General features: G+C 38.2%; 16 protein-coding genes. 4 read left to right on the plus strand and 12 right to left on the minus strand.

The annotated features are described in order from the left end of the window. Nucleotides 1-22 precede the first annotated feature (22 nt). The 4 genes from ACINWC141_RS10035 to ACINWC141_RS10050 form a co-directional block, all read right to left on the minus strand. Nucleotides 23-415, minus strand: coding sequence for a hypothetical protein (locus tag ACINWC141_RS10035; RefSeq protein ID WP_004713635.1), 393 nt, complete (start codon nucleotides 413-415; stop codon nucleotides 23-25). Nucleotides 416-527: 112 nt separating this feature from the next. Beyond that, nucleotides 528-1,457, minus strand: coding sequence for a copper resistance protein B (locus ACINWC141_RS10040; protein WP_001260878.1), 930 nt, complete (start codon nucleotides 1,455-1,457; stop codon nucleotides 528-530). Further along, entirely contained in the window at nucleotides 1,444-3,351 is a 1,908-nt protein-coding gene (locus tag ACINWC141_RS10045; RefSeq protein WP_004713637.1) for a copper resistance system multicopper oxidase, read from the minus strand. The genes ACINWC141_RS10040 and ACINWC141_RS10045 overlap by 14 nt, the downstream gene beginning before the upstream one ends. An 82-nt stretch (nucleotides 3,352-3,433) precedes the next feature. Next, on the minus strand, nucleotides 3,434-3,751 hold the full coding sequence (locus ACINWC141_RS10050) for a hypothetical protein (RefSeq protein ID WP_000853611.1): 318 nt from the start codon (nucleotides 3,749-3,751) through the stop codon (nucleotides 3,434-3,436). Between the two features lie 149 nt (nucleotides 3,752-3,900). Between ACINWC141_RS10050 and ACINWC141_RS10055 the strand changes: the two genes are divergently transcribed. After that, nucleotides 3,901-4,584, plus strand: a complete 684-nt coding sequence (locus tag ACINWC141_RS10055) for a heavy metal response regulator transcription factor (protein WP_001221580.1) — start codon at nucleotides 3,901-3,903, stop codon at nucleotides 4,582-4,584. Beyond that, on the plus strand, nucleotides 4,574-5,950 hold the full coding sequence (locus tag ACINWC141_RS10060; protein ID WP_000149047.1) for a heavy metal sensor histidine kinase: 1,377 nt from the start codon (nucleotides 4,574-4,576) through the stop codon (nucleotides 5,948-5,950). The genes ACINWC141_RS10055 and ACINWC141_RS10060 overlap by 11 nt, the downstream gene beginning before the upstream one ends. Nucleotides 5,951-6,027: 77 nt before the next feature. On the opposite strand, the gene ACINWC141_RS10065 is transcribed toward ACINWC141_RS10060, so the two are convergent. Then, complete coding sequence (locus ACINWC141_RS10065; RefSeq protein WP_000350167.1) at nucleotides 6,028-8,367, minus strand: heavy metal translocating P-type ATPase; 2,340 nt, start codon at nucleotides 8,365-8,367, stop codon at nucleotides 6,028-6,030. Between the two features lie 281 nt (nucleotides 8,368-8,648). Here ACINWC141_RS10065 and ACINWC141_RS10070 point away from each other — a divergent pair, with 281 nt between their 5' ends. Both ACINWC141_RS10070 and ACINWC141_RS10075 read left to right on the plus strand, forming a co-directional pair. Continuing rightward, a complete protein-coding gene (locus tag ACINWC141_RS10070) occupies nucleotides 8,649-9,029 on the plus strand; it encodes a copper resistance CopC family protein (protein ID WP_000689222.1) in 381 nt (126 codons plus the stop codon). A gap of 66 nt (nucleotides 9,030-9,095) precedes the next feature. After that, nucleotides 9,096-9,977 (plus strand): CopD family protein, encoded by an 882-nt coding sequence (locus ACINWC141_RS10075; RefSeq protein ID WP_000611873.1) that lies wholly within the window; start codon nucleotides 9,096-9,098, stop codon nucleotides 9,975-9,977. 264 nt (nucleotides 9,978-10,241) lie between these two features. Here the strand turns inward: ACINWC141_RS10075 and ACINWC141_RS10080 are convergent, their stop codons facing one another. From ACINWC141_RS10080 to ACINWC141_RS10105, 7 genes are all read right to left on the minus strand, one after another. Continuing rightward, a complete protein-coding gene (locus tag ACINWC141_RS10080; RefSeq protein ID WP_000951116.1) occupies nucleotides 10,242-11,291 on the minus strand; it encodes a DUF932 domain-containing protein in 1,050 nt (349 codons plus the stop codon). Between the two features lie 67 nt (nucleotides 11,292-11,358). Beyond that, the gene (locus ACINWC141_RS10085) at nucleotides 11,359-11,652 is read right to left on the minus strand and encodes a hypothetical protein (protein WP_000553830.1); all 294 of its coding nucleotides are present in this window, start codon (nucleotides 11,650-11,652) and stop codon (nucleotides 11,359-11,361) included. Nucleotides 11,653-11,742: 90 nt separating this feature from the next. Then, nucleotides 11,743-12,072 (minus strand): hypothetical protein, encoded by a 330-nt coding sequence (locus ACINWC141_RS10090; protein ID WP_001068165.1) that lies wholly within the window; start codon nucleotides 12,070-12,072, stop codon nucleotides 11,743-11,745. Between the two features lie 58 nt (nucleotides 12,073-12,130). After that, nucleotides 12,131-12,829, minus strand: a complete 699-nt coding sequence (locus ACINWC141_RS10095) for a hypothetical protein (protein WP_004713642.1) — start codon at nucleotides 12,827-12,829, stop codon at nucleotides 12,131-12,133. An 81-nt stretch (nucleotides 12,830-12,910) separates the two neighbouring features. Then, a complete protein-coding gene (locus tag ACINWC141_RS10100) occupies nucleotides 12,911-13,936 on the minus strand; it encodes a J domain-containing protein (RefSeq protein ID WP_000942646.1) in 1,026 nt (341 codons plus the stop codon). Between the two features lie 70 nt (nucleotides 13,937-14,006). Further along, on the minus strand, nucleotides 14,007-14,153 hold the full coding sequence (locus ACINWC141_RS20295; protein ID WP_000682545.1) for a hypothetical protein: 147 nt from the start codon (nucleotides 14,151-14,153) through the stop codon (nucleotides 14,007-14,009). Between the two features lie 100 nt (nucleotides 14,154-14,253). Continuing rightward, on the minus strand, nucleotides 14,254-14,517 hold the full coding sequence (locus ACINWC141_RS10105; RefSeq protein ID WP_000790974.1) for a hypothetical protein: 264 nt from the start codon (nucleotides 14,515-14,517) through the stop codon (nucleotides 14,254-14,256). Between the last annotated feature and the right edge of the window lie 90 nt (nucleotides 14,518-14,607).

Genomic DNA, 14,607 nt, shown 5'->3' on the forward strand with positions numbered 1-14,607 from the left:
GAATGATAAAAAAATCATCAGATTAGTTAGAGCGTGGGGGTTTCCATAAACCAGAAGGGTATGGAGAAGGAAGGTCTTGATCTGGAGAATAAAAAATAGATCGTTCTATTGGAGAGAACACAATTGAGTGCGAAATATCTTGAGCAATGTTGGCATAAGCAATCTTGGCAAAAGACATAATACAATCTTGCTCAGACATACATGATGGATCATGTATATCTTTTTTTATCTTCACCTCGGTTTTCATACAGTCAGTATGCATCATGCCCTGATTTGAAGACATTTCCATTTGCATGGATATCTGTTCAGATGGCATTAAACATCGCTTATGTACAGACGAAGCAGCAGCAGCCGATCCTACTAATAGGATAGCAAACGATAAAAACAGCGATAAGCATGTCTTTAACCACTGCATAAAGATAAGACCAAAATTTAAGCTTTTTTAGTTTTACAGATTCGAAAATAAATAGCAACAAGTTCATGAATGATAGCTTCAGCTATCATTCATGATACTAAGTCATATTACCTTAAAAAACTAATTCGATACCTGCACCATATTTCCAACCTTTTTCAGACTCAGTAGCTTCTTGCATAGTGGTAGCTTTTTGTCCTTTTTCATATTGATAAGCAATATCTACAAAAGGTCGGATTCTCTTAGTAACTTCATATCTGGTTTTAATACCTGTCTTTAATTCAGATAAACCTGATTTTGCAGCATAGTTAGAATTATCGCTAAACACAGTATCTACTTCGAGATAAGGTTGTGTGATCAATTTCTGTGTTAACAAGAAATCACGCTCGACTTCCAAGCTTGCTCCCCAGAAATTATTCTCACCACCGTACAAATAAGCTTGGGTTTCAAAGAAATAGGGAGCCAATCCCAATACGCCAATAACACCATCAACCCGATCACTATTGCTGTTATTTTTATCTTCACTATATCTCACCCCCGCCTGTACATCCCAGAAGGGTGCTACATTACGGCTATAAAGTGCAGACACATCATATTTTGGATCATGACTTTCTACTTTATCCAAATTTGCTTCAATAAATAGGCGATTTTCATCTGTGCCTATCAATGTTTCAATTTTCGATCCTAAAGTACCTTTGCCATCTTCATCCACAGTCCACTCATTCTCAAATTTAGTCGTTTGAAAAACTTGTCCACCATGTTCTTTCAGATGCTTATCATGATTTCGGCTATTAGATGTTTCAACTTCAAGACCTGCATTGTTATCTCCATCATTACCAGAAGTTGAATTTTGATAAGTATTACGGTCAACATAACCTAGCCCACCAGGCTCTTTTAACAGCATTTTCATACTCTCGGACTGAGAGGATTTAATACTATTATCCGTACGTTGAACATCAGTATTATTTGCAAAAGCTAGACCTGATAATCCAATTAAAGCTATAGATAAAAGTGTCTTAGAATATATTTTTTTAGTGGTGCGCATGTTGATTTACCCCCTTATCATTAGTATTAGGTTGAGTAACAACATCTTTCGAAGATGTACTATTACTATCGACATTTGCCACAATAAGTTTATTCATCATTCCAGCAGACATGTGATAGAGCAAATGACAATGGATGGCCCATTCACCTAACTCATCAGCAGTTAATAAAGTTGTAACTGTTTTACCTGGTGGAACAATTACTGTATGTTTATTCGGCATATTACTTGGATCTTGGCCATTTTCCAGTTGCATAAACATGCCGTGTAAATGCATTGGATGAGCCATCATACTGTCGTTAACAAATTTCAAGCGTATACGCTCACCATATTTCACTTTAAATGGTTCAGTTTCATTAAACTTCTTACCATTAATTGTCCAAATATAGCGCTCCATATTTCCCCCTAAACGGATTTCAATTTCACGTTCTGGAGCACGAGTATCTTTTTGAGGGGTTAAAGATTGTAGATCACTATATTGAAGTGCTTTTAGTCCAGCTGGGGTTGAGGCATTCGCCCATCCGTAAACCACCTCATCTGATCCAGAAGAGCTCATTGTTTTTGAAGACATGTCATGATTCATACCTTCCATCGAAGACATGTCGTGATTCATACCTTTCATTGAAGACATGTCGTGATCCATGCCTTTCATCGAAGTCATGTCATGATCCATACCTTCCATCGAAGACATGTCGTGATCCATGCCTTTCATCGAAGACATGTCGTGATTCATACCTTTCATTGAAGACATGTCGTGATCCATACCTTTCATCGAAGACATGTCGTGATCCATACCTTCCATCGAAGACATGTCATGGTTCATTCCCATATCTTCCATCGTCAGTAAAGCACGGGGACGAGGTGTCGGCATCATTATATTTTTTACAGGTGAAGTATTTTCATCATGTAATGTACCGATAGAAAAACCACTTCGATCAATAGATTCAGCTTCAATCTGATAACTTGCTTGTTTCGGTTCTACAATAACATCATAAGTCTCAGCGGTTCCTATCCGGAACTCATCCACTGGCACGGGTTTTACTGGTTGTCCATCCGCGCTGACTACTGTCATTTTCAGATTAGGAATTCTTACATCGAACAAAGACATTGCCGAAGCATTGATAAAACGAAGACGTACTTTTTCTCCAGCTTTAAAATTTCCAGTCCAATTTTGTTCTGGAGTCTTACCATTCATTAAAAACGTATAGTTTGTTACATCAGACATATCTGTCTTAAGCATTCGCATCTGATTCCACATGGAACGATCTTTCCATGTTGCTTTTAAACCATCTCTTTTAATCTGCTTGAAAACATCAATAACCGTTTCTCTTCGATTCTGGTAATAATCAGCTTCTTTCTTGAGATTACTCATAATCTGACCACTAGTAGAATTGTGAAAATCAGAGAGTAAGACTACGTAATCTCTATCAGCTTTTTCTCCAGCCGTTAAAGGAACTTTATTTTTGGGATAAATAACTAGAGGACCATACAAGCCATCTTGCTCTTGGCCTTTACTATGCGAGTGATACCAATAGGTTCCATTCTGACGAACCTTGAATTTATATTCATAGGTTTTATTTGGTGCAATACCATCAAACTTGTTGAACCCAGGTACTCCATCCATAATGCCAGGTAAAATTAAACCATGCCAATGAATAGATGAATCTTGGTTTTTCAACTTGTTGTGTACGCGAATAACGGCATCATCACCTTCCTCAAACTCAAGAAGAGGTGCAACAAACTTACCATTTACAGTAATTCGTTTTAGAGGCTTTCCTGTAATATTCACCGTCTGTTCAGCAATTGTTAAATCATATTCTTTAACCGCTGCCATAACCCAAGTCGACGAAAACAATCCGACTCCTATTAAAAGGACATGACTTAATTTTCTAGACATTTATTTTCACCTATCTATAGTTAATTGAGGGCTAAGCAGGTGGATAAAATACTTTCCCTCAATATCTTATTTCGCGTATTAATTATTTATTTGGCATATTCATTTTAGAATGGTCCATCTCACTCATTTGAGAATGATCCATGTTCATCATTTTAGAATGATCCATTTGGGACATATCAGACATTTGGCTGTGATCATGCTGACTATGGTTTTGTTGATTTTCCTTGCCATCTTTCATATCACAAGGCTTTTTGCATTTCTCTTGTGCTTTTGAATTTACTTTAACTTCTGTACTTACAGTATTTTTCTGTTGAGCATCCGCAGCCCAAGATTGGGTTCCAGCAATTAAAGTCCCAACACACATAAAAGCAGTAAAGCTACGACGGAATAGAGTTTTCATTGATTGCTCCAAAAATAAATTTTATATAACTAACTTATAGGTTGGAACCGGACATCTATGTGACTTGAAAATGACATTTTTGTAATCTACATCGCATCCTGTATTTATAACGTTATTATGGTCTTAATATGCGATACGGGGCTTAATAAATGAGAATCTTACTAGTTGAAGATGAACAAAAAACTGGTGATTATCTAAAGCAAGGTCTTTCTGAGGCAGGATATATTACAGACTGGGTTACAGATGGCTTATCAGGTAAACATCAAGCTCTTTCTGAAGAATATGATCTAATTATACTAGATGTAATGTTACCGAAGTTAGATGGTTGGAATATCATTAATGATATTCGCAAAAGTGGCAAAACTATGCCTATCCTTTTTCTCTCAGCACGTGATCAAATTGAAGATAGAGTTAAAGGCCTGGAACTAGGAGCTGATGATTATCTCGTTAAGCCTTTTGCTTTTGCAGAACTTCTTGCCCGAATTAAAACTTTACTTCGTCGCGGTCAACAAAAGGAAGATAGCAATATTATTACTATTGCTGATCTTGAACTTGATCTTCGTAAACGCCGCGTCACACGTGCTGGACAAAGAATTGACCTTACAGCTAAAGAGTTCGCATTGATGGAATTATTCATGCGTAGACGTGGAGAGATTCTGCCTCGTGCTCTCATTGCTTCTCAAATATGGGATATGAATTTTGATAGTGATACAAACGTTGTAGAAGTCGCTATTAAACGTCTAAGAAATAAAATAGATAGTAATTTTAGTCCTAAGTTGATTCAAAACATCCGCGGAATGGGGTATGTCTTAGAGGTAGAAGATGACTCATAAACTGTTTAATGCGATCAGTTTCCGTATTGCACTCATCTTCTCATTATCTACCATTATTATCTTAATGATTATGGGGCTGGTCATTCATCAGCTTGTTATGCATCATTTTGAAACTCAGGACCGCACTCAGCTAGAAGGGAAAATTCAGCTTTTAGAAAATTTACTGGAACAGAATCCGAAAAATACCGAAGAACTAAAGATATATTTAAAAGATGCTTTAGTTGGTCATCATGACCTAATTGTCCAGATTGAACGTCCAACTGGTCAAATCATTTTTAGTTCAGCACCCGCCGTTATAAAGCCCCAGACATTAGTAAAATCTAAACATACTCCTTGGATAGAATGGAAAATCCAAAGTAAAACATACCGCGGCTTAGTTTATAAAAAGTCATTTGATAAAAATATGAGCATTCCAACTGCTCAGATTATTGTTGGAATCGATACATCTGAACATCAACATTTTTTAAACGACTTTAGACGACAATTGTTATATATCGGAGTTGTGGGCACAATTTGTTTAATGTTTCTAGGTTGGTTTGCTGCATGGAGGGGCTTACGTCCAGTTCAAAAAATGGCAAAAGTTGCAGAAGGCATTTCAGCTCAGCATCTATCTGAACGATTAGCAGTCGATAATACCCCCACTGAACTAAAATCATTAGCCATAGCCTTTAACGATATGTTAGATCGGCTAGAAACTGCTGTAGAAAAACTCTCAGATTTCTCATCTGATCTGGCCCATGAAATTAGAACACCAATTAATAATTTAATGACTCAAACTCAAGTGTGTTTGTCTCGTAGTCGGGATATTAATACTTATCAAGAAGTCCTCTTTTCTAATCTGGAAGAATTTGAACGTTTGGCCCGAATGGTTTCAGATATGTTATTTCTTGCAAAAGCAGAACATGGCCTACACTTACCAAACCTGCAACAGGTCAACCTGGTACAAGAAATTTCTGCTTTATTTGACTTCTATGATGCTATCGCTGCTGAAAAGGGAATGTTTCTAGAACAGAGTGGACAAGGATACGTAAAAGGCGATCCGTCAATGTTACGTCGTGCTCTGAGTAATTTACTATCAAATGCGATCAAATATGGTAAACCTGATTCAGTAATTAAGATTAACTGCCAACAAAATATTGATACCACTATATTTACAATCGAAAATGAAAGCTCTCCAATAACACCTGAGCAGCTGAATCGATTATTTGATCGTTTTTACCGCACGGATGCATCCAGACAAAGAGTTGAGGAAGGCACAGGTTTAGGTTTAGCCATTACCAAGTCAATTCTTGATGTACATGGCGCAATGATTCAAGCTGACTATAGCAACAGCCGTATAGTTTTTAAAATAACTTTTAAAAATTAAATATTTGTAAACAACATATAACTGACTACTCATTTCCAATATCTAAAAAATTATGAGTAGTCAGAAATGATCATTTCCTAACTACGTAGCCTTAAAGCATTACCAATAACCGATGCTGAACTTAGGCTCATTGCTAAAGCTGCGATCATAGGAGAAAGTAGCCAACCGGTAAATGGATATAAAATACCCGCAGCTAAAGGGATGCCTAAAGCATTATAAAGAAATGCAAACATCAGGTTTTGCCTCATATTTTTAATCGTGGCCTCTGACAGGGAACGAGCGATCTCTATCCCCCGTAAATCACCTTTGACTAAAGTGACTTGAGCACTATTCATGGCCACATCTGTTCCTGTTCCCATTGCAATACCAATATCCGCTTGAGCTAAAGCTGGGGCATCATTGATGCCATCACCTGCCATTGCAACCATTCTTCCTTCTTTTTGTAATTTATTAACCAGTTCCAGTTTATCTGCCGGTTTAACTTCTCCATAAACTTCATCAATACCTAATCTAGCTCCAACTGATTTTGCAGTAGTTAAACCATCTCCTGTGGCCATTATAATTCTTAAACCAGAATTCTTCAGAGCATGCACAGCCTCAGGTGTACTGGCTTTGATTGGATCAGAAACAGCCAATAACCCTACGAGCTTCCCATCAACAGCCAAATGCATAACACTCGCACCTTCTGCTCTTAATTGCTCAGCTTGAGGGATATATGCATCAACTGAAATGCCAAGTTGTTCCATTAGAGCTGTATTACCTAATGATAATTGTTGTCCTTCTAACTCGCCCTTAACACCAATTCCAGAACTTGACTCGAAAGATGTCGGTGTTGTTAGTACAAGATTTCTTTCACGGGCAGCCCGTACAATTGCATCTGCTAACGGATGTTCACTACCTTGATCCAAGCTGGCAGCTAATCTGAGTACTTCATTTTCTTCATATCCAGATAAAGCAAACACCTTATCAAATGAGGGGCTACCTTCTGTTAAGGTGCCTGTTTTATCAATAATTAATGTATCAATCTTACGTAAATTTTCTATTGCTGCGGCATCACGGAAGAGTACGCCATTGGATGCTCCACGACCTGTTGCTACCATGATTGACATTGGCGTGGCCAATCCTAAAGCACACGGACAAGCAATAATTAAAACTGCAACAGCATTGATTAAACCGTATACCCAACTCGGTTCTGGACCAAATATTCCCCAACCAAAAAAGGTAAGAATAGATATACCGATCACCACCAGTACAAACCAACCAGCTACCTGATCCGCCATTCTTTGCATAGGAGCTTTAGAACGCTGAGCTTGTGCCACCATTTGAACTATCTGCGAAAGTACTGTTGAAGAACCAACCTTTTCAGAGCGCATCACTAATGAACCGTTCATATTCATTGTCGCCCCTATTACTTGGTCACCTATACGTTTTGTTACTGGAACTGGCTCTCCCGTTAACATCGACTCATCAATAGAACTTGAACCTTCTGTAATTACTCCATCAACAGGTACTTTTTCACCTGGCCGCACTCTCAGTAAATCTCCAACATGTACATGGGAAAGTGGGATATCTTCCTCTCGACCATCTTCGTTAATTTTTCTTGCAGTCTTTGGAGCCAGCCCAAGTAAAGACTTAATTGCTGCCGATGTCTGTGACCGAGCTTTTAATTCAAGTACTTGACCTAATAAGGTCAGTGAAATAATGGCGGCTGTAGCTTCAAAATATACAGCGACACGCCCCATAGAAATAAAAGAATCTGGAAATACTTGTGGGGCCAAAGTCCCAACGAGACTATATAGAAATGCAGCCCCAGTCCCAATTCCGATTAAAGTCCACATATTAGGACTACGATTTAAAATTGACTGCCAACATCTTACAAAAAATGGCCAACCTGCCCAAAAAACGATTGGTAAAGTAAGGACAAGTTCAATCCAGCTTTGCACCTTCATTTCAAACCAATTCAGTTGATGACCAAACATCGCCAAAAATACTACAATTAGGGTCAACGGTAAGGTGTACCAAAATCTTCTTTTAAAATCTTTGAGCTCAGGATTTTCATCTACTTCATCTAAATTTGGAAGCAAAGGCTCTAATGTCATACCGCAAATGGGGCAATTACCAGGATGATTTTGTCGGATCTCTGGATGCATTGGGCAAGTATAAATTGATGAGGTATTTATACTATTTGACTGTGCCTCCATTTTATTTAGAGAGACATTTGTGAAAGCAGATCCATCTTCTTTAGCAAGATACAAAGCAGGATCATGCTTAAATTTTATCTGACATTTTTCACTACAAAAGTAAAAGGTGTTATTGCCAACTTGTTCATGAAATTTAGACTCCTCTGTTACAGCCATGCCACAGACAGGATCGTTATGCGTGTCATTTATAGTTTTCTTTTCATGATAATGGTCCATATATAAACCTCCTTCATATTTGATTTAAAAAAAAATAATTAGCTTCGGATAGAAATAAATTTCCGGTTATTTGAATATTTAATGAACATTTTTCTTGATAAAGTCAGTGTAGCACTTGTGAGTTTTCAATTCTAAAAATGACAAAAATGTAATTTTGGAGTCATCAAGACGTTTCTCTCTTTCTTAAATAATAAGCATACAAAGAGTGATGACCAACGCGATCAATTTAGGAACTTCACTGGGTCATTACTTAGCATGTATTAATTTTAAAAGGTGATGAAATGAAAATTTTCCAAAATAAAGTGTCAGTTCTACGTAATGTACTAGTAGGTGCGACTATGGCTATAGCTGCTTCAAGTGCATTTGCTCATGTCAAACTTGAAAGTGCTACGCCAGCTATTAATGCATCTGTAGCAGGTCAACCAAAAAATATAACTCTAAATTTTGGTGGAGAAGTCATGTTAATGAATGTCAAATTACTTGATGCTCAACGTAAAGACATCCCTTTAAATTACCAAGTAACTCATGATTTAAAAAAATCATTTGAAGTAGCTATACCTAAACTTAAGAAAGGTAAGTACACAGTGGTTTGGACCACAATGGGTACTGATGGCCATAACATGAATGGTGAATATAGCTTCACCATTAAATCAGCGAAATAAAAATAAAATATCAATAATCAATATGCTAGCAGCTTGCTGGCATATTGCTATCACTGGGGTGAAAATATGATTCCTGAAGCTTGGATGTATGCAACGTGGCTGATTAAAGTCGTTTTATATTTAGGAATAGCATTTATTGTTGGTGGTGCCTTTAGCTATTTTCTACTGGGTCGTTATGTAGAAATCAAGCAAGCTATCCTAAAGTACATTACTATTGGTGCAGGGGTAGGCTTTATTTCAAGTGCTTTAAGCTTCTTCGTTCTTATAGGAAGTTTTTCCAATACAGGTTTTTCTGGAATGTGGAATAGCAACTACATTAATATCTTAATAAATACTCCTACTGGGCATGTCCATATCATCCGTTCAATTAGTTTTGCACTTTTACTATTATTTATGATCGTAAAGCTTGGTAAAGGGACTATCCAGATTTCTAAAGTAGAAGGGACAATTTTTACCATCCTGCTCATCCCCATAGTTTTTAGTTTTTCACAACTAGGCCATGTTACAAATTTACCTTTATTCGCTCAATTCTTATTATCAATACATATACTAGTAATGTCCTTATGGATGGGATCACTTTTCCCTCTATGGAGAACAACTAAAAAAATTACAGGTATTCCATTAAAAGATCGCATGCACCTATTTGGAAGAATCGCAGCATTTGTTGTAGGAATACTACTCGCTTGCGGTGCGAGTATTGCTCTGTTACTCATTAAAGATTTCAATACTCTACTAAATACTCCTTATGGGCATGGTTTTATTATTAAGATCGTATTTGTTCTAAGCGTTTTATTATTAGCTGCCTTTAACAAATGGTATTTTACTCCTCGCTTACAAGACCCGAAATTTGCCAAACAGTTGGGTTATGCTATTTTATTTGAAATGTCATTAGGCCTAATGATCCTTTTAACGACTGGATATATTACAACTGTAGTGGGAATTGATTAAATAGGTATATAGAAATTTAAAAAGTAAAATGAAAAAAATTATCTGATTCTGTTTGATTTCATTACTGGTTCAATTCTTGATATTTTTTCTAACTCCATAAGCTTTACTATTGTAAGTAGAGTGTAGTGTACGACTATAGAGTCTCAAATCTTTTAAAATATAGGGGTAAAATTACTTACCCCATAATCTGCCTTTGTTTTTATAAATTAATTACATGATTTTCTGTAATTAATTTATAAATGAACTTAAATAAATAATCATACCTTATACAACCATTCTTAATGCCTGTTCCAGCCCACGTTGTTTAAGGTTGGCTCCTACCCCAAACCATGCTGAATCTAGTCGGTGATCTGTTGAGATCGCACGTCGCTCATGATCAACAAACTCCGTAATACTACAAAGCAGTCCATACGCCGTATCTTTAGCTGAAGCTAACTCGGCACCACGACCATGCCCATTAAACATGGCCATGACCTTAGACATAGCACGTCCATTTGGTTCTGTTTTATTGTCGGCTTTGGATGAGTTGATTTGTTTAGGCGTAGCTACATTACGGTAGAACTGAATGATACTTTCATCTTGTTCAGCAATACTCAGGTTCGTGTTATTAAACACTGCATCAAAATAAGCTGCTGCTTCCTGCTGGGTAACTTTACGCTGGCTGAGTTGTTTCATTTCATACATGTGCTCGCCCCATGCATGAACCGAAATACCCAATTGCTGTTTAATCTTCTCGGCATCGAACTTGGTACTGTGTGGAACTTTCACTACACCAGCACTACTATTCTGCCCGCGTAAGGCAATCGCCAAGGTGTTGTTACACACCACACGAACACTGGTGAATTGCGCCGTGGTGGCTAGTGTGCCATCACATGCGGTTGCCAACAAAATGTAGCCATTACTGACATCCTTGCCTTTTAATGCTGCCGATTGTCCGGTCCTAGCCAATGCCCAGAACTTACGTCCACCTTTAAGTACACCTGCCGTTTCCAGTTCAAAGCCTGATTGTTCGGTCAGGTCTCGGTAAAACTCCAAGATTTCTTTGGGCTGCACTTCCTGATAACGCTGACTCACTACCGATAACGGCGCATGAGTATCTGAGCGATAAAGTACTCGTTGCTCTTCATAAGGCATCAGAATATTTTGTCCACGTTCATTCTTTGCCATAAAACTGACATTGGATGATTCTATTCGCCAGTCCATACCCGCCTGTTGTGCCCATACTTCTATTGGTTGATTCTGAGGGAGTTGATTACCTAAGCCATGCCAAGGGGTTTGACCAACGAATGCCATCGTTTCTATTTGATGTGCCATGATTGATTTCCTTTAAGTAATATAAATGAAGTGATTTAAATAATTTGAAAGTTGTAAACGATAAGAATTAAGCGAAGCCTGATTGCTGGATTTCAAAATGCTCCAGACATTGCTCACACTGGTAATACAAGGTCACCATATTTTCTTGATGCTGAACGTAGAGCAGAAACATGCCCCCAATCACCAAGCCCACAAATCCACCCACCAAAGGGTGAACGGGACTGCGTTTTGACAACTGCATACAGGCTGCTGCCAGAGACATGGGCGAGAACGATGAAAGCTTTGCAAATACGCCCGAAGTGGGTTCAGTCTGGCGGAGTAAAGTGATGTGTAATGAATGACAGTAAGGACACTGGTGCATGGTCTTCTTCCTTAAATAAAAGGCATAAAAAAACCACAAGCAAATGCTTGTGGTTTGATTGAGCTTTATGTCGTTTTAGATTAAGTCAAATTAACGAGTTACTTTTGGAGTCGCTAAACCTTTCTTGCTACAAGGTTGGATACTTTCAATATATTGACCATCTCCAGTGTCTTTAAAGAAACCATATTTTGATTTGATTTCTAAACATTGCCCCTTCTTAAAAGGTTTAACTTGTGGAACGACTTTAGCTGGCATAGCGTAGCTATTTAAAATGACTTCGCCTTTAGTGGTTGGAAATACAACTGACTCTTCGCCGTAATAGACATTGGCTTTAAGTGTAATCTGCTCAGTTTTAGCAAAAGCAATAGAACTGAGTGAAAGACTTAAAACTCCACAAGCGATAAGTTTGATTGGGTTCATGGTATTTTCTCTGATTAAGTAAAGTAATAATTAAACGAATGCTACAGGCCAGCTTTAATTAGTGACCAAAGCATGGCTGGTATCCTTCGTGAAGGACTTGATTGCTGTTCTTATCCCAACTCACCACATACCAAGTACATTGGTAACGGTCAGAGTCCCATGCAGTACGATAGGTCATGGTATTACCTTGCTGGCTCCATCCTTCAACTCGTTTACTCACCTGATCTGGACTTGAGCGGCCCCATACATTCATAAGGTGTGACGCTAACATTTGATCAATATTCGGGATGGTTGACTTTAAATCAGCTGGAGCAGATTTGATTGGCTTTAAGCCATAGCGAGAGGTGTTCGAACTTAAGGTTTTTCCTTCATGGTACTCAGCATCAACTTCTGAACTGAGATTGCCTAGACTTGTATCTTGTGCTTTTGCCTGATCCACTGCGGCTATTGCCCCCGCAACCACTTCATCTTCAGCTTGTGAATGAGTAGATTCTGATTCCGGGTTTTCCACCATACTTTCAATTCCGGTGAAACCTGATTCAACGGGTTCCGATGCTGCTTGTGTTGTGGCAGATTGATTTTGTACCTTAGATTGTTCTAAAGCGAGTTGTGCTAACTGAAGTTCAGTTTGTCGTTTTTGATGTTGATTAAATAAAATACCGCCTGCAATTAACACCGCCATCATGACTACAGTTAACAACCAATATAACGGTGGTATCTTTTTAGTTGAGTTAGTGCTGTTCTTTATCATATTCATATCATTACCTTGAAATAGAGGATATACGGCGCTTTAGGGCTGCCTTCACTGGGGTAATATGTAAGTAAAAATTCTTTATTTTCAGTTATTGTCCAAATAGCTTTTTAATAAAGCTCTTGCTTCATTCAGTTGCTGTGCCTGACTTTCAATCAACTGACGAACAGATTCAGGTAAGTTCTGGTATTTATCGGGATGGAACTCAGCCATCTTTTTTCGGTAAGCAGATTGTAAGTTCTGCTCAGTCAGTGAATTAGGCTGAATATCAAGAAGTTTGCACGCTTGAAGTTGTCCACCGTTGAAAGTAGAAGTAGTAGACTGATTCATTTCATCAGCCAGACATTGATAGATAATTTTGACCAGATCAGGAAATACGGCTTTAGAAACATTGGATACACGACATAAATGGGTCATGAAGAGATCCGCCTGATTCTGCTCAACCTGACCCAGTGCCATGGCATAAACCAGTTGTTCGATCATCTCCGTACGAAGCTTGTAAGCCAGCACATCTTTCAGTTCTGCAAAGCGATGTAATAATTCTTCATATTCAAAGTTGGGATGTTCAGTCAGTAACCTTTTAATATAGTGCTGTGATGCTTCATCATTCAGCTTTACAAAATGTTTAGATATTGCATGACTAGATTCAGGATTCCACTTACCCATATTGAATGTGATGAAATAAGCAAACAGATCAATAATTACCTTCAGTTCTGCATCAATCTGTGGTGGAGCCCGATCGGTTTCTGTTTCACCCTGACAAACTTCATTTAGAAATGAAGCCAATGTTCGTACTGTGCCCTTATCCAGTTGGGTAAAGGTCAGGGTTTCTATACGATTCAGTACGATGCCATGATTAATGACGCCAATATCTGCCTCGACATGATGAATACTTTTAAAGAGATAAACCGCTTCATCTCCAAAGCTTTCTTTATAAAAGAGTCCTGTCGCCGTCACACAAAGTCCAGCTTTAGCACTGCCAAATACCGTATCGTCAATTAGCATAAGGATTTCATCTGGATGAATTCCTTGAGGGAGATAACTCATAGCCCCTTGCAATTTTTTATAAGGAATAGCGGGTGCAAAATAAATATTGTCACTCGCTCTTAACATCAACATCCAACGGCTTTTCTGGAGTGATTCTCTCGATATGATTGTCATGGCAACTTCCCCAATTTAGCGACTAAAACAACCAACGTAGAAAATCAGCAGGCCAAACAAGTGCCCGACCCAAAGAATATGAACCAGAATAAATAGGGTACTGCCAAATCAAATACAGCCAATAACCAATCACAATGGTGAAATAAAGGCCAATCAATGGATGTTTCATTGTAAATTCCTCATTTTTTTAGGTAAGCCTATCCAACCCACTGCTCTATGGCAGCAGGTGAGATCAAAAGACAAACTAAGATTTAATGTGAATACGAGTTCTAAAGTTTATGTGCACATTGCTGACCAGACTTAAAAGACACCTCTTCAAAGTCCTCTGGCATCTTGACTTGCATCATGCCAATCGCCTCCAACTTTTCTTCACCATAATGTTCTTCCATCCTGTCGTAGAAGCAGGAACAGAAACTGCGGCTACCACCCGTATTCCTACAGCTTTGTTTCATACCCTTTTCGAAATCAGAAGAACAACCAGTAACCAACAAAATACTGACACCTACCAAACCCATCAAAATTTTATTTTTCATCATTTTATCCAGTGACGTCGTCATGGAGCTTAGGCTTTTTTAGGCAACACGAAGCCTTGCCATGGTGTAGCTCACATGACATTTTTTTAA

The organism is Acinetobacter sp. WC-141, assembly GCF_000313935.1.
Lineage (GTDB): Bacteria > Pseudomonadota > Gammaproteobacteria > Pseudomonadales > Moraxellaceae > Acinetobacter.